This is a genomic window from Telluria sp. ZT3P25 (assembly GCF_059685895.1).
Window position 1 is genome coordinate 4055727 of record NZ_JCASIJ010000001.1, and the last position, 19911, is coordinate 4075637.

Consider the following 19911-nt stretch of genomic DNA (forward strand, 5'->3'; position numbering starts at 1 on the left):
TTGGACGGTGAAACGCAAGGCTACATCGGCGCGACTGAACGTGGCGCAGCGCTACACGGTGGGATGCTGGGTCAGGCAGCGTCTACACTACATCATCGCCGTAATCCGACAAGCACATGCCGCATCCAGTTTGAACGCAGCAAATGTCCAGGAAAATTAATGCCATGCCAAATTTAAGACCTGGAACGATCGTTCCAACACCGGAAGAAGATGCAGAAATTACAGCCGCAACGATGCATGACCCTGACGCGCGTCCATTGTCCGATAATGAGTGGGAGCAGGTGAAGCCGATACGCAGCGGCGATGTGCCTGTCGATTCGGGGAAGTCTTGAACCCAGGCGTTTGCGTTAGGTCATGATTGGAGCGGGTGAAGGGAATCGAACCCTCGTCGTAAGCTTGGGAAGCTTCTGCTCTACCATTGAGCTACACCCGCGTTGCCAGCATTCTACGCGCGTTTGCGAAGGTTTGACAAATTCCCAAGCGAAGTGCGCGCATGCTGCTTGCCAGCCATGCGCGCGGCATCACATCATTCAGGCGCGACGACCTCGTACCCCTTCGCCGCCAGCGCCGCGATCACGCCTTTCGGATCGAAAATATCGTCCATCGACAACAGTGCAAAGGTCGATGTATTCGCAGCGAGGGCTTTCTCGGCCGATGCGATCCACTTCGCATGCGAGCGCGCCTTCACGTTCTTCCACTCAGGCTCCGTATCGAGCGCGGCGCTGTTCATCAGCGCGCCGAAACACGCCTCCTCGCGTTCGGCGTAGTTCAGCTTGCGCATCTCATCCACGTCGCCCTTGGCCCAGGCATTGGCGCGCGCTGTTGCGCCGTCGAGATCCTGCTTCAGTGTGGCCATCGTCGTCCTCAGACAGGCGGCGTCAGCCAGGTTCGACTTCTTGAAGTTCTTGATCAACGCGCGCGCATTGTCCGTCGGTAGTTCAACCTCCGTCGACGTCTGTTTCAGCTCGCTCTTCTTGATCAGGGCGAGCAGCTGCTTGCGCACGGCGTAGCCGTTCACCAGGCCCGCCTCCTTGCGCGCCGCTTCTGTCAACGCCTGCGCGGCAAAGATCGGCCGCTCGCGTTCGACGTCGCTGTTATCACGCAGGTAGGTCGCCTTGAGCGTGCTCCACTGCGCGTAGTCTTCCTGCGGCAGCACATCGCGCAGCTGCGCGCCATCGGGATTCTTGCGCACGCCGATCAGGCTCGGCAGCAGCGTGATCGTTTTGAAGAAGCCCGGCTTGGCTGTGGCCCCTGGTGGCGACAGGTACTCCTGCGAATGCTTGATGACGTTTTCCACCTGCTGCGAACGCCATGTCATGTTCTTCGGCAGCGGCGCATAGGTGCCGAACACCCACAGCACATGATCACCCTTCTTCACCTTCCACATGCCCGGGCCAGGGCGCTGGGCGACGACGTGAATCTGTTCCGGCGCAGGTTCGACCGCGTCCGTGGTGACAACCGCGGCAGGCGGGGCATCGGCCCCGTCAAGCGACTGCGCCCATCCGGGGGCAGCCAGCAACGACAAGCACAGTGCGGGAACGACGAGTGGGCGCATGAAGGTATCCTGTTGTGAAAGTGGCCAGAAGCGTGCGCCGATTATGAGGCGACCATCGCGGCGATCACAAGGACTTTCGAATGCATACGCAAGGCGCAGTGGGCGGATAAGGAAGGCCTGGGAGGGGTGCCAGCCCGCCTCCGCACGCGTCACGATATCGCGACGTGGATCAGTTCTCGCCAGACTGCTCAAGCAGCGACTGCGCCACCCGCAGGCCCTCGACCATCACGGCAAATGCTTCATGCTTGGTCGCTTCATCCGGCACGCGCAGCACGTACGACGGGTGGTAGATCGTCACCACCCATGCGTCGCCATGGCGCACCGGTTGGCCAAGACTGTCCCTGAGCGTCACGTTCCCCTTCTGCAGCACCGATTTCAGCGCAGTGGCGCCCATCGCCACGATCACTTTCGGCTTGCGGGTGGCGATTTCTTTTTCGAGCCAGTAGTGGCAGGCCTCGATCTCTTTCTGCGCAGGCGTCTTGTGCAGGCGCCGTTTACCGCGCGGCTCCCACTTGAAATGCTTGACGGCGTTGGTGATATAAACACCCTTGCGATCCACCTCCGCCTGGGCGAACACGCGATCGAGCAGCTGGCCGGCCGGCCCGATGAACGGCTGGCCGGACAGGTCCTCCTGGTCGCCCGGCTGCTCGCCGACGAGCATGATCTGCGCGTGGTCCGGCCCGATCCCGCCGACCGCCTGCGTCGCGTGCTGCCACAATTCGCAGCGCCGGCATTCGTCGAGCTTTGATGGCTGTTCGCGGTCGGGCTGGGCTTTCTCGGCCGCGATCGGAATCGTCGTACCCCGGCGCTGGCCCACCTCGGCGACCTGGCCGATGCGGCGCGCGCCCAGGCCGGCCTGGCTGACCATCGACGGCACCAGCGCGCCCTCGGGCAGGTTCTTCCAGAAGCGCGACGGCACATGGCTTTGCATGACCTTCGTGTTCAGGCGCGCGGGGTTGAAGATGCTGCGGTAATAGGTCAGCCACAGCGCCTCACCGTCGTCTTCCAGGTCGGCCGGGCCGGACATCAACGGCCCGGCGTCGTGCAGCGTGGCGCCGTCCCACAGCACGCTGGCCTCGGGCGTGGCGATCATCCAGGTCATCTTGCCCATGCGGGCAACGAAATGTTCGGCCACCTGCGGCAGCACGTCATGCGCGGGTTCGAACCAGGCCACGAACTGCGGCGGCCCGGCCTCGATCGGCCGTTCGCGAAAGCGGATATACGCAAACATGTCGTGCACCTCACGCCGCACGGCCTTGACCATCGACGTCAGCCGCGCGCCATCGGGATCGGCGGGCGACTGCACATCGTGCTCGCCCTGCTGCCAGCGCCAGACCACGCGGTACAGGAAGGCCCAGCGGTCGTGGTCGCGGTAACAGGCGGCGGTTTGCAGCATCTCCATCAGGAAGCGCGGGACTTGCGGCCTGGGCGTGGCTTGTGCCGCCCGTTCGACAGGCGGGGCAGCGAGAAGATCACCAGTCGGCTGCACCGTCTCCAGGGCCGATGCGGGCGCTGCCGGCGCGCTCGAGAACAAATCGGCGCCTGGCTCGCCCCACGTCACCGCCTCGGGCGGCACGCCAGCGCGCAGCAGGGCGCGGGCCGTGGCGCGCCACTCGACGAACGAGGCCACCAGCAGCGGCTGCCCCGCGCGGACCGCGGCGACGGCTTCGCTGGCGACGACGGCTGCAGTGGCCGCGGGGGTCATGCTGCCTGCAGCTCCGGCCACAGGTTCATCTGCTGCGGCGCGTCGGCCATGTGCTTGCGCAGCAGGTCGGAGCTGGTCGCGCCCTGCGCCGGCTTGTAGTCGGCGGTGACGACGAACGGCGCCAGCTTTTTCAGGCTGCAGCGCAGCCGCGATAAATCTTCCCAGCGGATGCGGCGGATGCGGCGCAGGTCGGCGATGCGCTTGGCGTTGCGCAGGCCAATGCCGGGGATGCGCGCGATCAGCGTCGCATCGACGCGGTTCAGGTCCATCGGAAACTGGTCGCGGTTCGAGAGCGCCCAGGCCAGCTTGGGATCGATGTCCAGCGCCAGGTTGCCCGTTTGCGGCATGATTTCGCCAGCCGTAAAGCCGTAACTGCGCAGCAGGAAATCGGCCTGGTACAGGCGGTGCTCGCGCAGCAGCGGCGGTGGAGCGAGCGGCACGCTCTTGGGGCTTTGCGGGATCGGGCTGAACGCGGAGTAGTACACGCGCTTGAGTTTATAGCTGCCGTACAGCGTCTCGGCCGTGTTGAGGATCGTGTGGTCGTCGCTGGCGTCGGCCCCGACGATCATCTGCGTGCTCTGGCCGGCCGGCGCGAACGCGGGCGACCTTGGCTCTTCGGCTTTTTCATCGAGCTTGCGCCGGATGGAACCCATCGCCAGCTTGATCGTGTGGACGCTCTTTTCGGGCGCGAGCCTGGTCACGCTATCGTGCGTGGGCAGCTCGATATTGACCGACAGGCGATCGGCCCAGCGCCCCGCTTCGGTAATCAGGAGCGGGTCGGCATCGGGAATCGTCTTGAGGTGGATGTAGCCGCGGAAGTTGTGCACCTCGCGCAGGGTGCGCGCCACGGCCACCAGTTGCTCCATCGTGTAGTCGGCCGACTGGATGATGCCGGAACTGAGAAACAGGCCGTCGATGTAGTTGCGCAGGTAAAAATCCTGCGTCAACTTGACCACTTCGTCGACCGCAAAACGCGCGCGCGGCACGTTCGAGGTACGGCGGTTGATGCAGTACTGGCAGTCGTAGATGCAGAAGTTGGTGAGCAGGATCTTGAGCAGCGAGACGCAGCGGCCATCGGGCGTGTAGCTGTGGCAGATGCCCATGCCGGTGGTGGCGCCCAGGCCGTCCTTGCCCTCGGAGCCGCGCTTGGGCGCACCGCTGCTGGCGCAGGATGCGTCGTACTTGGCCGCGTCGGCCAGGATTTCGAGCTTGTCGTTGAGTTCCATCGGACGCCCGTGGCTGTATGGGCATACAGTATAGCGTGGCGTGTCATGATAGAGAGTGCGGCAGCGCACCCGTGCGCGGGCGGCGCCGGTTCAAAGACGGGACGTTGGCTAAGCGTGCAACAGGCGCTCGGCCAGCGACAACTGCTGCGCGTCCATCCGGCGCGCGGTGCGGGCCAGGTAGTCGCGCGCGGGCCGGATTCCGGCGCCGCCTGCCCGATGCAGCCACGCATACGCTTCGACTAGATCGCGCTGCGCGCCCTGCCCCGCCGCATACATCACGCCCAGGTTGAACTGCGCGCGCGCATGGCCCTGGCGCGCCGCGCACAGGTACCAGAAATGGGCGGCTTCGTAATCGCGTTCGGCGCCCTTGGCGCAGTCGTAGCGCAGCCCCAGCTCGAACTGCGCCAGTGCGTGCTTCTGGTCGGCCGCCTTGTGCAGCCAGTCGGTGGCTTCGGCCGGGTCGCCCAGGTCGTGTCGGTCGAGCAGCGTGGCCACCATGTACTGCGCCGCCGCGTAACCCTGCGCCGCGGCGCGCCGGTACCAGGCTAGGGCCTGCACGCTGTCCTGCGCTGCGCCGACGCCGTTTTCGTGGCGCAGGCCCAGGTCGAACTGCGCGCGCAGGTGCCCCTGCTCGGCAGCCTTGCGGTACCACGCCGTGGCTTCCACCGCATCGCGCTCGACGCCGTTGCCCGTATCGAAGAGCTGCCCGAGGTGGTACTGCGCTACCGGCAAGCCCTGCTCGGCCGCGCGGCGGTACCAGATGGCTGCCTGCACTGCATCCTGCACCACGCCCTGGCCGTGCTCATGGCGCATGCCCAGGCTGTCCTGCGCGCCGGCGTGGCCCTGCTGCGCGGCGCGCCGGTACCAGGTCGCGGCCAGTGCATCGTCCTGCGGCACGCCGTGGCCGGTGTCGTACATCAGCGCCAGGTTGAACTGCGAGCTGGCATGGCCCTGGATGCCCGCGCGGCCGTACCACAGCATCGCCTGTTCGCCGTCCGCTTCCACGTCCTGGCCCTTGTCGAAGCGCAGGCCCAGATTGAACTGGGCCGGCGCATAGCCCTGCAGCGCGGCCTTGCGCAGCCAGTCCAGGGCCTGCGCCGGGTCGCGCGCTACGCCCTGGCCGCTCTCGTAGCGCAGGCCCAGACTGTACTGCGATCGGGCGTAGCCCTGGCTGGCCGCGCGCCGGTACCATTCAAGGGCCGCTTCATGGTCCTGCGCCACGCCCTTGCCGGTGTCGTACATCATCCCGAGATTGTGCTGGGCGCCCGCCTCGCCCTGCTCGGCGGCCTGGCGGAACCAGTACAGCGCGCGGCCCACGTCCTGCGCCACGCCCTGCCCTTTGGCGTACAGCCAGCCCAGGTTGTACTGGGCCAGCGCGTAACCCTGGCTGGCCGCGCGTTCGTACCAGTGGGCAGCCAGCGTGAAATCCTGCTTCACGCCCTGGCCCTTCTGCACCATCACGCCGAGGTTGTACTGGGCCTGCGCCAGGTTGGCCGTGGCCGCAAGCCGGTACCAGCTCACCGCCAGTTCATCGCTTTGCGCCACACCCTGGCCGTTCACGTACATGAAGCCCAGGCTGTGCTGGGCCTCGGCCACGCCACGCTCGGCCAGGCCTTTCACACGCAGGAATTCGGCGCTGTACAACGACGTGTCGGGCATGCCCACTCAGGCCAGCACGGCGCGCAGGTTCGATCCGGGCCGGGTACGCAGCGCCACCATGAAGTCGCCCAGCGAAATCGGACGGTAGAACAGGTAGCCCTGCATCGTCATGCAGCCGTTGGCACGCAGGTAGCGCGCCTGTTCCTCGGTCTCGACGCCTTCGGCGATCAGGTTCAGGCCCAGGCCGCGCGCGATCGAGATGATCGCGAGGATGACCGGATAGTGACCGTCTTCCTCGTGGATCTCTTTCACGAACGACTGGTCGATCTTGATCGTGTGGATCGGGAAGCGGTGCAGGTACGACAGCGACGAGTAGCCGGTGCCGAAATCGTCGATCGCGATCGACACGCCCAGCTCGCACAGCTTGTTGAGCTGCTCGATCGCATACTGCGGATTGCGGATGCAGATGTTCTCGGTGATCTCGACTTCGATCTGCTGCGGCGAGATCGCGTAGCGCGCCAGCGCCCCGCGCATCTTTTCAAAGAAGTCGCCGCGGTCGAGGTATTGCGGCGACAGGTTCAGCGAGAGCCGGACGTCGCTGCCGCCGACGGCGTTCCAGCGCAGCATGTCGCGGCACAGCGCGCCGATCATCCAGTCCGAGATCGGCAGCATCAGGCCGTTTTCTTCGGCGAACGGCAAAAATTCGCCGGCCGACAAACGCCCGCGCGTTGGGTGGTTCCAGCGCATCAGCGCCTCGGCGCCCGTGATGTTGCCGGTCATGGCGTCGATCTGCGGCTGGTAGAACATCTCCAGCTCGTCGTGCTCGAGCGCGCGGCGCAGCGCCTGTTCCAGCGCGATCTTCTGGTGCGACACTTCGAGCATCGAGTCGTGGTAGAAGCTGTGGCCATTCTTGCCCAGTGCTTTCACCTGGTACATCGCGATGTCGGCGTGGCGCAGCAGTTCGTCGATCGATTCGCCGTCCTTCGGATAGATCGCGATGCCGATCGAGGCCGAGATGTGCACTTCGTGGCCATCGAGGTCGAACGGCAGCTGCAGGCAGGCCAGGAATTTGTCGGCGACCATGCGCGCGTCGTCGTGGCTGACCAGCTCGGGCAGCACGATGGTGAATTCGTCGCCGCCCTGGCGCGCCAGCGTGTCACCCTTGCGCAGGCATTCCTTCAGGCGGCTGGCCGCCTGCTGCAGCAGTTCGTCGCCCTTGACGTGGCCGAGCGTATCGTTCACGAGCTTGAAGCGATCGAGGTCGATGAACATCACCGCGAGTTCGGTCTGCTTGCGCTTGGCCTGGATCACGGCCAGCCCCAGGCGGTCCTTGAACAGGATGCGGTTCGGCAGGTCGGTCAGGATGTCGTGGTAGGCCTGGTAGGCGATGACTTCTTCGGCGCGCTTGCGGTCGGTGATGTCGCGCGCCACGCCGTAGGTGCCGAAGAACTCGAGCTTTTTCACTTCCTGGTCCGGCACGTGCATGCCGATCGCGTTGAGCGAGATCGTCATCAACGTCGTGTTGAAAGTGCGGTCGCTACTGCTGTTGCCATTCCCGCCCCGGCACTTCAGGCGCAGTTCGACGTTGCGCGACGCGCGTTCGTCGATGCGGCGCTCGTTGAACACGTAGCGCGCGCGTTCCAGGTCTTCTTCGTGCACGACAATCGAGTAATGCTTGCCGATCAGCTCTTCGCGCGTGTAGCCGAGCAGCTGGTAGGCGCGGTCGTTGACGAACGTGAAGCGGCCTTCGTGGTTGAGCGTATAGATGATGTCCGGCGACGAGTCGACCAGGTAGCGGTACATCTTCTCGGAGTTCTCGAGCTGGTTCGCGATGCGCGCGTTTTCCAGCGCCAGGCGCCGGCGCCCCAGCGCATTGCTGACGGTCGAGAGCAGCTCTTCACGGCTGTACGGCTTGCGCAGGTAGCTGTAGGCGCCGCGCTTGAGCGCGCCGATCGCGGCGTCGATGCCCACTTCGCCGCTCATCACGATCACGTCGGCGTCGATGCCCTTGTTGTTGATGAAGTCCATGATCTCGTGGCCGCCGATGTCGGGCAGGCGCAGGTCGAGCAGGACCAGGTCGAAGCGCTGGCGCGACAGCTCTGCCAGCGCATCGGTGCCGCATGACGCGGTCGTGAGCCGGTAGCCGCGCCCTTGCAGCAATTCGTACAGCGACGACAGCAGGCGGGGTTCATCGTCGACCAGCAGCAGGCGTGGCTGGCTGTCGGCGTCGAGCGTCGGAGAAAACGGTGAGGGTTCACCAGGGAGCATGGTGGCTGGGTGCGCGTGCATGGTGAGGTTCAGGCGGAACCGAGCGCGCGCGCCGGCAGCGCAAGCGCATTGCCGACGCCGGTGTACGCCGGCAGGAGTATTTCAAACGACGTACCGGAACTGGCACTGCGGCAGGCGATATGGCCGCCCATCTTCTTGACCAGGCCATGGACGATCGACAGGCCCAGACCACGCTTGCCGCCATCGAGCGCGCCTTCCTTGCTGCTCTTGACGGGCATGAACAGGTTGGCCAGCACCTCGCGCGACAGGCCGGGACCATTGTCGTTTACGCCCAGCTCGAGGTACAGGTGGCGCTCGCGGTTGACGTGGCCGCGGTTGACGACCTCGATCCGGCCATCGTTCTTGTGCTGCGGCCCGAATGCTTCGACCGCATTCTTGACCAGGTTCACCAGGATCTGCTTGAGCACATCGGGGTCACCCTCGATCGCGCTGTCGCCGTCCATGTGCGCCACGATCTGCACGCCGCCTGGCACGAAGCCGCTGGTGCGGAACAGGCGCAGCACATCGTCGACGACGCGGGCGGCATCGACCGGCCGCGGGCCGGCATCCGGCACCTGCGGTTCGGCCAGGGAGCCGATCAACTGGCCCACGCGGTCGATCTCTTCGTTCAGGATCGAAAGCTCACCGCCCACCGGTTCCTGGCGCGCCAGCTTGCCGTCCAGGATGCTCAGGTAATTCTTGATGATCGCGAGCGGGTTGTTCACTTCGTGCACCACGCGGCGCGAGGCGTCGCGGAATTCTTCGGCCACGTTGGCCAGCTGGCGGCGTGCGTGACCGCGTTCGAGCAGCAGGTTCTCGAGGGCGCTGGCGGCCTGCGCGCCGAAGGCCTGCATGAACCGCTCGCGGCGCTGGCAATGCGGCAGCTGCCAGGCCGGCACGCCGCCAACCAGCACGCCCAGGCAGCGCGCGCCGGCCACCAGCGGCACCACCACCAGGCTGTCGGTGCCTAGGATGCGCAGCAGCTGTTCTTCGGCCAGACCAAGCTGCTGGCGGTTGCCACCCACGAACGCGGGACGGCGCTCCAGTGCGCTGCGCGCCACGGGGCCACCCTTGGCCAGCGAGACCGAAAAATCGGCGATGCGCGCCACGCCCGGCGCCGGCGCGCCCGACAGCAGGTGGCCGGTGGGGTTCTCCAGCAGCACGACGGCGCTTTCGAAATCGAACAGGATGCGTGCCGTGCGCGTCATCGCGTCGAGCAGGCCCGACTCGCCCTGCTGGCGCGCCAGGGTCTGGCCGACCTCGGACACCAGCACCATATTGCGCACTTCTTCGTTCAGGCGTTTTTGCACCGGGTCGACTGCCGGCGGCGGCGCGTAGGCGGACGGCTGCGGCAGGTCGTCGGCGCCGGCCAGATCGATGCCCAGGTGCGCGGCGGCCTGCTCGACCTGGCGCGCGGCGCCCTCGATCAGCTGCGCCGCGCGCGCGATGTCGATACCGCACAGCGCGCACGCATCCGGCACCATCGTCTCGTCATCTGCATGGCAGGTCAGCACATGCGCCAGGCGCACGATGCGGATCAGGAGATGGCTGCCTTCGAGGCGGTCGCCCGGCTCGTGGTGGTACAGCACCGCGTCGGCCAGGAACGAATCGAGCTGCCAGCGTTCGATCAGCCACGCGCCGGCTTCGGCGTGGGTGATCTGAAGCGTACGCTGCTCGACCGCGCACAGGTCTTCGTCATCGAGCGCGGTGAAGTTGAACGCGTATTCCTTGGGCGCGGCGGCCAGCAGCGCCAGGCGGCCGACATTGTGCAGCAGGCCGGCCAGGTAAGCTTCTTCGGGATGAACGTAGTCGAGCATGCGCGCCACATCGCGCGCAATCACGGCCGCCGTCAGAGAGTTTTTCCAGAACGCGCGCAGGTCGATGCTGCCAGCATGCGGGAAGCTGTTGAAGGTCTGGAATACCGAATCGCTGATCACGAGCGTCTTGATCATGTCGGTGCCAAGGGCCACCAGCGACTGTTCGAGATTGGCGCTGCGCGTGCTGCGGTGGTACGCCGAGCTGTTGGCGACGGCCAGCAGTTTGGCCGTCATGCCGGCATCCTTCGCAATCAGTGCGGCGAGTTCCGGCATGCCGAGATCGTCGGCCTGCAGGTGCTCGATCAGCTTGACCAGGATCTGCGGCATGGCCGGCAGCCGGGCGATCAGCAAGCGATTGCGAATATCCTGATCGGATAGGAGCATGTTATCAAGCACGGCCGCCACTTGTCGAAGGGTTCTGGTAGGTGGCGATCGCGCCCGAACAGGCATGCCACGTCGCCCTGCACTTCAGTGCATGGAACAGGCGAGAGGTTTGCCCACTGCTCCAGATGATAAAAACGTATCGTAACATATATACATTTCTGATCAGGAACAATAGTTACGGGAATACTCGTTGCAATGGGCGTCCTGGGGGAGTAAACACAGCTGCCCTCGAAAACTTGTTGTAACGATACGACTATTTCCCCGATTCATGCTCACCGATGCGTCGTCAGGATGTGGGTTCGCCCCGGGCGCGCAGTTTGCGACGATGACGCCGCGCGGTATCCCAGCACGCCAGCGACAGCAGCACGAAGAACGCCTGACCGAGCGCCAGCGCCAGCACCGAATGCGACAGCGCGGGCGCCACGGCGCCGGCCACGATCGCGCCGAGCAGCGTCAGCAAGAATGACTGGCATGATGCCACCGTGCCGCGAATGCGCGGGAACAGGTCGAGCGCCAGCAGCGTCGCACCGGGCGCGATCAGCGAGCTGCCAAAGGTAAAGAAGAACATCGGCGCCACGGACCATGGCAGGGCCGGCGGAAAGAACGCATGGTAGATCACGTTGAAGGTCACGGCGCCCAGCATGAAGAAAAAGCCCATGCGGATCTGGCGCGCGAAGTCCATCTTGCCGGCCAGCCGGTTGGCAACGAGCGAACCGAGGAAAATGCCGCTCACGGTCGGCACGAACAGCCACGCGAATTCGGACGGGCCCAGGCCCAGGCTTTCGGGCAGCATGACGGGCGCCGCGGCGATGTACAAAAACAGGCCGGCGAAGTTCAGCGCCGTCACGCCAGCCATCGTCAGGAACAGGAACGAGCTGAAAATGGCGCCGTAGCTCTGGGCCAGGAAGCGCGGGTTGAACGGCTGGCGCGCGGCCGGTGGCACCGTCTCGGGCAGGTGCTTCCAGCAGAACCAGAACAGCAGCACGGTGTAGACCGACAGCGCCAGGAAGATCGCGCGCCAGTCGAGCAGCGTGACGATCCAGCCACCCACCACCGGCGCGATGGCCGGGGCGATCGAGAAGATCATCGTGACCATCGACAGCAGACGCGCCGCCGCCGTATCGGAATACAGATCGCGGATGATCGCGCGCCCCACCACCACGCCGGCCCCCGCCGACACGCCCTGCAGCACGCGAAACACCCACAGGTATTCGACCGAGGACGCCGAGGCGCAGCCGAAGCTGCCGATCGCGAATACCACAAGCGCCACCAGGATCACGTTGCGCCGCCCGAACGCATCGGATAGCGCGCCATGCCACAGCACCATGCCGGCAAAGGCCAGCATGTAGGCGGTCAGGGTCTGCTGGACCTGCAGCGGCGTGGAGGCAAGCTGGGCCTGAATCTGCGGGAAGGCCGGCAGGTAGGCGTCGATCGAGAATGGTCCCAGCATCGACAGCGCTGCCAGCAGCGTTGCCAGCCCGCCTGCCGAGAGCATCGCGATCTTGTGGGGCGGCGGCGCCGGCACGGGTGTGACGGGGTCCTTGGGCAGATCGGATGGTTCTGGCAGCATCGGGCGGTCCGGGTCAGTCCTGCTTTGGTTTGGCTTCCTCGCGGCGGTTGAAGCCCGCCACCATGTCGAAACGGAACAGGCGGCATTCGAGCGCGCCGTTGAAGAACGGGGTCTTGCGCGACTCTTTCAGGCGCAGCATTTTTGGCAGGCCCAGGTCGGCCGTGAACAGATAGGCCGTCCAGCCGGCGAAGCGCTGCTTGAGCGTCGTCGAAAACGCGGCGTAGAAGCCGGCCGCCATGTCGTCCTGCGGCACGGTGCTGTCGCCACGCACGCCGATCCGCTCGCCGTACGGCGGGTTGGTCAAGAGGATGCCCGGCTCGGTCGTGGGCGCCGACACGTGCTGCGCTTCGATCTGCTTGAGCGGCACGTCGAACAGGATACCGGCGATCTTCAGGTTATGGCGCGTCATTTCGACCATGTCGCCCGAGATGTCCGAGCCGAAAATGGTCGGCTCCTGCGGCAGCACGTTCGGCTTGATCGCCGCTTTCATCGCGGCCCAGGCCTGGCGGTCGTGGTCGGCGAATTTTTCGAAGGCGAAGCTGCGGCGCGCGCCGGATGGAATCCCTTGCAGCATCTGGGCCGCTTCGACCAGGATCGTGCCCGAGCCGCACATCGGGTCGAACAGCGGCACGCCCGGCTTCCAGCCCGACACGCGCAGCAGGCCGGCAGCGAGGTTCTCGCGCAGCGGCGCGTCGCCGGTTTCTTCACGCCAGCCGCGCTTGAACAGCGCTTCGCCCGAGGTGTCGAGGTAGACGATGAAATTGCGCGCATCCAGAAAACCGACGATGCGCATGTCGGGTTCGCGCGTGTTGACCGACGGGCGCTTGTCATACTGGTCGCGGAAGCGGTCGCAGATCGCGTCCTTGATCTTGAGCGTCGTGAATTCCAGGCTGCGCAGCGGCGACTTGACGGCCGTGACATCGACGCGGATCGTGTGATCGGGGCCGAACCAGTCTTCCCAGGTCTGCTCGAGCACCAGGTCGTAGATGTCGTTTTCGGTGGTGTAGCTGCGCTGTGCCATGCGCATCAGCACGCGCGAGGCGATGCGCGAGTGCAGGTTGAGCAGCCAGGCGTCCTGCATCGTGCCCGAGCAGTGCACGCCGCCGGGCACCTGGTTGTGCACTTTCAGCGTGGTGCTTTGGGCGGCGATTTCGCCGATTTCTTCGGCCAGTGCCGCTTCCATGCCGCGTGGGCATGGGCAAAAATAGGAAGCCATGAGGGGTACCCTTTGTCCGTTGATGAAACGATGAAACGATGAAAAATTAAACGCGCCACCGGCCCGGGCCGATGACGCAGCAGTACAAAAAATGCAGGCTTAGAACGGCTTGACCGTCACCAGGATGACAATCGCCAGCATCAGCACGACCGGCACTTCATTGAACCAGCGATACCACTTGTGGCTGCGCGTATTGACACCGCGCTCGAATTTCTTGAGGATGCCGCCGCACATGTGATGGTAGCCGATCGTCAGGAACACGAGCAGCAGCTTGGCATGCAGCCAGCCGCCCTGGATGCCGTAGCCCAGCCACAACCATCCGCCCAGCAGCACCGCCGGCACCGACAGGATCATCGAGAAGCGGTACAGCCGGCGCGCCATGCCCAGCAGGCGGTCACGCGCCGCAGGGTTGGTTTCCTCGGCCAGGTTGACGAACAGGCGCGGCAGGTAGAACAGGCCGGCGAACCAGGACGCAATGAAGACGATGTGCAGTGCTTTGATCCAGAGGTACATGCTTTCCTTGTGGTGAATGTTGAATTCAGTTGCGGACTTCGCCGTGCCCGAACACGACGTACTTGAGCGACGTGAGGCCTTCCAGCCCCACCGGCCCGCGTGCGTGCAGCTTGTCGTTCGAGATACCGATCTCGGCGCCCAGGCCGTATTCGAAACCGTCGGCAAAGCGCGTCGACGCATTGATCATGACCGACGCCGAGTCGACTTCGCGCAGGAAGCGCATGGCGCCGCTGTGGTCTTCTGTCACGATCGACTCGGTGTGCTTCGACGAATACGCATCGATGTGGTCCATCGCCTCGTCGATGCCGGCCACCACCTTCACTGCCAGGATCGGGGCCAGGTATTCGGTCGACCAGTCTTCTTCCGTTGCCGCGACCAGATGCGGATAACCGGCCAGAATCCCGAACGCTTCCGGATCGGCGCGCAGTTCAACGTCTTTGGTCGCATACAGCTCGGCCAGGCGCGGCAGCACGGTCGGCGCGATGCCGCGCGCGACCAGCAGCGTTTCCATCGTGTTGCAGGTGCCGTAGCGGTGGCACTTGGCGTTGAACGCGATGGCCAGCGCTTTATCGATATCGGCCTTGCCGTCGATGTAGACGTGGCAGATGCCATCGAGGTGCTTGATCATCGGGACCGTGGCTTCGGCCATCAGGCGCGCGATCAACCCTTTGCCGCCGCGCGGAACGATCACGTCCACGTACTGCGGCATCGTGATCAGCGCGCCGACGGCGGCGCGGTCGACCGTGTCGACCACCTGCACCGCCGCCTGCGGCAAGCCGGCGCCCGCCAGGCCTTCGGCGACGAGTCTGGCCAGCGCGCGGTTGCAGTGGATGGCTTCCGAACCGCCGCGCAGGATCGCCGCATTGCCGCTCTTGATGCACAGGCCTGCTGCGTCCACCGTCACGTTCGGGCGCGCCTCGTAGATGATGCCGATCACGCCAAGCGGCACGCGCATCTGGCCGACCTGGATGCCGCTCGGGCGCACCTTCATGTTCGAGATTTCGCCAACCGGATCGGGCAAGGTGGCGATCTGGCGCAGGCCCGCGACCATCGTCGCAATCGCCGCATCCGATAACGCCAGGCGATCCATCAGCGCCGGGGCCAGGCCAGCTGCCCCGGCCGCGGCCAGGTCTTGCGCGTTGGCCGCGCGCAGCGCATCGGCGTCGCGTTCGATGGCGTCGGCAATCAGGTGCAGGGCGCGGTTGCGGGTGGCGGTGTCGGCGCGCGCCATGGCGCGCGCGGCGGCGCGGGCCTGCCGGCCCAGCTGGTGCATGTGTGCGGTGATGTCCATCGAGTTTCCCATTGCATTAACCTGGCGCGCGCAAGGCGGTGCTGTCCATCGGCGTCGAGCTAAGGCTCTACTGCGAGAGCCTTACCGCGCCACCCGCAACGCCAGCTGCAACATCGCATCCCACGCGTCGCCCGCGAATTTTTTGGCGCGCAAGCCCTTGACCATGCGGTCGACCTGCGCTGCCTCTTGCAGCGCCGCTTCGAGCGTCGCGAGCGACACGCGGCGCAGCGCCGGCTCCATCATCCGCTCACGCGGCCCCCAGATCCGGTATTCCTTGAGCAGCGCATTCAACGGCCGGCCCTGCCCCATCCCGCTCTTCAATTTTAGCAGCGTGCGGATTTCTTCGGCCACCGCCCACAAGACCAGCGGCAGCGCCTCGCCTTCGCCCTTCAGGCCTTCGAGCATGCGCACCAGGCGCGCGGTGTCGCCCGTGAGCATTGCCTCGGACAGCTTGAACACGTCGTAGCGCGCCACATTCAGCACCGCGTCGTGCACCTGCTCGAACGTCAGCTTGCCCGGCTCGTGGAGCAGACCAAGCTTTTGAATCTCCTGGTGCGCCGCCAGCAGATTGCCTTCGACGCGGTCGGCGATGAAATCCAGGCTCTGGCGCTCGGCGCTCTGGCCCTGGCTTGCCAGCCGGTTGCCGATCCAGGCCGGCAACTGCGCGCGCTCGATGTTCGGGATATCGATGTAGACCGCCGCCTGCTGCAGCGCCGTGACCCACGACGCCTTGGCCGTCTGCCAGTCGAGCTTGGGCAGCGTGATCAGCGTCAGGTTGTCGGGGCTGAGATCTTTCGCATACGCCTGCAACGCGGCGCTGCCATCCTTGCCCGGTTTGCCGGTCGGGATGCGCAGCTCGATCAGCTTCTTGTCGCCGAACAGCGACAGCGCCTGGTTCGCCGCCAGCAGCTCGCCCCATTTGAAGGTGCGCTCCACGCTGAGCACGTCGCGCTCGGTATAGCCTTGTGCGCGCGCCGCCTTGCGGATGCGGTCGGCCGCTTCCAGCGCCAGCAAATGCTCGTCGCTGGCGATCACGTACAACTGCGCCAGGTTCTTGGCCAGATGGCCGTCGAGCGCTTCGAGCCGCAGTTGCATCGCTTACGGCGTCGGCAAGGCGGCTGCCGGCGTCGCTGGCGCCACCACGGGCGCCAGCGGCTTGATCGCCACCAGGCGGCGCAGGATCTGCTGCACCAGGTCGGACTGCATGTCGCGGTACAACAGCGCTTCTTCGGATTCCTTGGCCAGCACCTGCGATTCATCGAACGCGATATTGCGGCGCAGGGTGATTTCGGTTGGGGCCAAGAGCTGGCGATTGTTGGCGTCGCGCACCTGGAACACCAGCGTGTAGCTCAGCGAGTATTCGCGCACGCGACCCAGGCTGTTGAGCGACAGGATCGACTTGCCACGCGACTCGCTGATCACATCGAACAACGCCTCGGCCTTGGACGCATCGGGCTCGATGCGCACGGCGTCACCCGCGCGCAGGTTGCGCTTGAGCTCCGTACCCAGCGGCGAGGCTTCGTTGAACGACAGCCAGATGCTCTGGAACGGCACGTTGTACTGGCCGTCGCTGCCGCGCAGCTTGAAGCCGCAGCCTGCCAGCATCGCCACCAGCAGAACTGCACCGAGGGCGCGGACGAGGTAATTGTTGTTCGAAGTGTTCATCATCAGACCACGATATTGACAAGTTTGCCCGGCACGACGATGACCTTCTTCGGCGTACCTTCGATGAACTTCTGCACCGCTTCGCTGGCCAGCGCAGCCGCTTCGATGGTCGCCTTGTCGGCATCCTTCGCAACCTTCACCGAACCACGCAGCTTGCCGTTCACCTGGATCATCATGTCGATCTCGGACTGTTCGAGCGCCTGCGGGTCGACTTCCGGCCATGGGGCATTGAGCAGGTCGCCGTGCAAGCCCGCAAAGCCAAGTTCTTGCCACAGGGCGTGCGTGATGTGTGGCGCGACCGGGTTCAGCAAACGCAGGAAGATCGAGAAGCCTTCGGCGATGATGGCGTTGGACGCTGCGCTGTCATCGAGCTTGCCCGATTCGAGCGTGTTGAGCATCTTCATGCAGGCCGAGACGACCGTGTTGTACTGGATGCGTTTCAGGTCGTAATCGGCCTGTTGCAGGATCTTGTGCACTTCGCGGCGCAGCGTTTTCTGCGCATCGGTGTGCGTGCCCTGCACTTCACCGGCCAGTGCCGCAGCGATGCGTTCGCGCTGCGCGTAGCCGAAGGCCCACACGCGGCGCAGGAAGCGGCTGGCGCCTTCGACGCCGCTGTTCGACCACTCGAGCGTCTGCTCCGGTGGCGACGCGAACATCGTAAACAGGCGTGCTGTGTCGGCGCCATACTGCTCGATCTGCGCTTGCGGATCGATGCCGTTGTTTTTGGACTTCGACATCTTTTCGGTGCCGCCGATTTCCACCGGCTGGCCGTCGGCCTTCAACACGGCGCTTTGCGGGCGGCCCTTGTCGTCGAAGGTCAGCTCGACATCGGCCGGATTGAACCAGGTCTTTTTGCCGGACGCTTCTTCGCGGTAGTAGGTCTCGTTGAGCACCATGCCCTGCGTGAGCAGGTTCACGAACGGCTCGTCGAATTTGACCAGGCCAAAGTCGCGCATCACCTTGGTCCAGAAGCGCGCGTACAGCAGGTGCATGACGGCGTGCTCGATGCCGCCGATGTACTGGTCCATCGGCATCCAGTAATCGTTGCGCTCGTCGACCATCGCGTTGTTGGAACCCGGCGACGTATAGCGCATGTAGTACCACGACGAATCGATGAACGTGTCCATCGTGTCGGTCTCGCGGCGCGCAGGCTTGCCGCAGGTCGGGCAGTCGCACTTGAGGAACGCTTCGTCCTTGTTCAGTGGATTGCCGGTGCCGTCCGGGACCAGGTGCTCGGGCAGCACGACCGGCAGGTCGGCTTCAGGCACCGGCACGATGCCGCACTCGGCGCAGTGGATCATCGGGATCGGCGTGCCCCAGTAGCGCTGGCGCGAGATGCCCCAGTCGCGCAGGCGGAACGTGACCTTCTTGGCGCCCAGGTTCTGGCTTGCCAGTTCACCCGAGACCGCGTTGACGGCCGAAGTGTAATCGAGACCGTCGTACTTGCCCGAGTTGATCGTGCGGCCGTTGTCCTTGTCGCCGTACCACTCCTGCCAGGCGTCGAGCGAGAATTCCTGGCCTTCGACGGCCACGACCTGCTTGATCGGCAGATTGTATTTTTTAGCGAAGCCGAAATCGCGTTCGTCATGCGCCGGCACGCCCATCACGGCGCCATCGCCGTAGGTGATCAGGACGTAGTTGCCGACCCAGACCGGGATCTGCTCTTGCGTGACCGGATGGGTGACGAACAGGCCGGTCGGCATGCCCTTCTTCTCCATCGTCGCCATGTCGGCTTCGATGACGGAACCGAGCTTGCATTCGGCGATGAATTGCTGCAGCGCCGGGTTGTTCTTTGCGGCGTGCTGAGCCAGCGCGTGCTCCGGCGCCACGGCGCAGAAGGTCACGCCCATGATCGTGTCGGCGCGCGTGGTGAACACGTAGAGCTTGCCATCATCGATCGGCTCACCTGCATCGCCCACGATCGTGTGCGGGAACGCGAAGCGCACGCCGGTCGACTTGCCGATCCAGTTGGCCTGCATCGTGCGCACGCGCTCGGGCCAGCCCGGCAGCTTGTTGTCGACATGGTCGAGCAGTTCGTCGGCGTACTCGGTGATGCGCACGTAGTACATCGGGATTTCACGCTTTTCAATGAGCGCGCCCGAACGCCAGCCGCGGCCGTCGACAACCTGCTCGTTGGCCAGCACGGTCTGGTCGACCGGATCCCAGTTCACGGTACCGGTCTTCTGGTAGATGATGCCCTTCTCGAGCATCTTGAGGAACATCCACTGGTTCCACTTGTAGTAGTCCGGCTTGCAGGCGGTCATCTCGCGCGACCAGTCGATCGCCAGGCCCATCGATTCCATCTGGCCACGCATGTGGGCAATGTTCGAATAGGTCCATTCTGCAGGCGGCACGTTGTTGGCCATCGCCGCGTTTTCCGCCGGCATGCCGAATGCATCCCAGCCCATCGGCATCAACACGTTATAGCCGTTCATCCGCAGGTAGCGGTACATCACGTCATTGATCGTATAGTTGCGCACGTGGCCCATGTGCAGCTTGCCCGATGGGTAAGGCAGCATCGAGCAGGCGTAATACTTGCCCTTAGGGAAACGCGGATCGTGTTCGACGGCTTTGTAGGCGTCGATCGATTTCCAGTAGGCTTGGGCGGCCTGTTCGACTTCGGCTGGACTATATTTTTCTTGCATGATTTCTGCAGACGTAATGTGGGAGATGGAACCGGTCATTATAACCTGTTGATTTTGCACTACGGCGTGGCGTGGTGCAGGAAGGATGGTGCGATGAGACAGCGTCCGCTGAACGCTGCCCCGGGTAATTCAGCGCAGCACAAGTTTCAATGCCGGCGTTTCGCCATAATCTTCATACCGCTCATTGATGCCGCCAATACAGAAGGCCAGCTCTTCAAACAGATCGGGCGCGGCGGCCTTCATGGCAGCAGCGTCGACGATCACGACCTCGAGCACTTCGTCCGGCGCCAGCTGGAAGCGGGTCATGTTTTCGTCGTCGCGCAGGTAGCTCAGGCAATCCACCCAGGCGTCGATGCTGTTCGCATACGATGCCGGGAAACCAAATGCGGCCCGGCTTTGTGCATGAAACGACGCCTCGTCGATGATCGCAGCGCCGTTCAGTTGTGCAACGGCCATA

Annotated in this window: 14 protein-coding genes and 1 tRNA gene; all 15 read right to left on the bottom strand. The window is 64.7% G+C overall.

Features of this window, described 5'->3' with window-relative positions; translation table 11 throughout:
* Window positions 1–359: 359 nt before the first annotated feature.
* Window positions 360–433: transfer RNA gene (locus AC56LY_RS17995), tRNA-Gly, on the bottom strand.
* Window positions 434–526: 93 nt separating this feature from the next.
* Window positions 527–1555 carry a TraB/GumN family protein gene (locus tag AC56LY_RS18000; protein WP_499581727.1) on the bottom strand — a complete coding sequence of 343 codons (1029 nt, stop codon included), beginning with the start codon at window positions 1553–1555 and terminating at the stop codon, window positions 527–529.
* Window positions 1556–1724: 169 nt separating this feature from the next.
* Window positions 1725–3260, bottom strand: a complete 1536-nt coding sequence (locus AC56LY_RS18005; RefSeq protein WP_499581729.1) for a UdgX family uracil-DNA binding protein — start codon at window positions 3258–3260, stop codon at window positions 1725–1727.
* The gene (locus tag AC56LY_RS18010) at window positions 3257–4486 is read right to left on the bottom strand and encodes a putative DNA modification/repair radical SAM protein (protein ID WP_499581731.1); all 1230 of its coding nucleotides are present in this window, start codon (window positions 4484–4486) and stop codon (window positions 3257–3259) included. Before AC56LY_RS18010 ends, AC56LY_RS18005 begins: the two co-directional genes overlap by 4 nt.
* Window positions 4487–4594: 108 nt before the next feature.
* Window positions 4595–6145 (bottom strand): tetratricopeptide repeat protein, encoded by a 1551-nt coding sequence (locus AC56LY_RS18015; protein ID WP_499581732.1) that lies wholly within the window; start codon window positions 6143–6145, stop codon window positions 4595–4597.
* Between the two features lie 6 nt (window positions 6146–6151).
* Window positions 6152–8374, bottom strand: coding sequence for a GGDEF/EAL domain-containing response regulator (locus AC56LY_RS18020; RefSeq protein WP_499581734.1), 2223 nt, complete (start codon window positions 8372–8374; stop codon window positions 6152–6154).
* Window positions 8375–8382: 8 nt separating this feature from the next.
* Entirely contained in the window at window positions 8383–10554 is a 2172-nt protein-coding gene (locus AC56LY_RS18025) for an HDOD domain-containing protein (protein ID WP_499581736.1), read from the bottom strand.
* 286 nt (window positions 10555–10840) lie between these two features.
* Entirely contained in the window at window positions 10841–12124 is a 1284-nt protein-coding gene (locus AC56LY_RS18030) for a multidrug effflux MFS transporter (protein ID WP_499581738.1), read from the bottom strand.
* A gap of 13 nt (window positions 12125–12137) precedes the next feature.
* Window positions 12138–13340, bottom strand: coding sequence for a THUMP domain-containing class I SAM-dependent RNA methyltransferase (locus AC56LY_RS18035; protein ID WP_499581740.1), 1203 nt, complete (start codon window positions 13338–13340; stop codon window positions 12138–12140).
* 99 nt (window positions 13341–13439) lie between these two features.
* Window positions 13440–13853 (bottom strand): CopD family protein, encoded by a 414-nt coding sequence (locus AC56LY_RS18040; RefSeq protein WP_258835892.1) that lies wholly within the window; start codon window positions 13851–13853, stop codon window positions 13440–13442.
* 25 nt (window positions 13854–13878) lie between these two features.
* Complete coding sequence (locus AC56LY_RS18045; RefSeq protein WP_499581742.1) at window positions 13879–15144, bottom strand: glutamate-5-semialdehyde dehydrogenase; 1266 nt, start codon at window positions 15142–15144, stop codon at window positions 13879–13881.
* An 81-nt stretch (window positions 15145–15225) separates the two neighbouring features.
* Entirely contained in the window at window positions 15226–16239 is a 1014-nt protein-coding gene (gene holA, locus AC56LY_RS18050) for a DNA polymerase III subunit delta (protein WP_499581744.1), read from the bottom strand.
* Between the two features lie 3 nt (window positions 16240–16242).
* On the bottom strand, window positions 16243–16812 hold the full coding sequence (locus tag AC56LY_RS18055; RefSeq protein ID WP_499581746.1) for an LPS-assembly lipoprotein LptE: 570 nt from the start codon (window positions 16810–16812) through the stop codon (window positions 16243–16245).
* Window positions 16812–19454, bottom strand: a complete 2643-nt coding sequence (gene leuS / locus AC56LY_RS18060) for a leucine--tRNA ligase (RefSeq protein WP_499581748.1) — start codon at window positions 19452–19454, stop codon at window positions 16812–16814. Before leuS ends, AC56LY_RS18055 begins: the two co-directional genes overlap by 1 nt.
* 129 nt (window positions 19455–19583) lie before the next feature.
* Complete coding sequence (locus AC56LY_RS18065) at window positions 19584–19910, bottom strand: barstar family protein (RefSeq protein ID WP_499581750.1); 327 nt, start codon at window positions 19908–19910, stop codon at window positions 19584–19586.
* Window position 19911 lies beyond the last annotated feature (1 nt).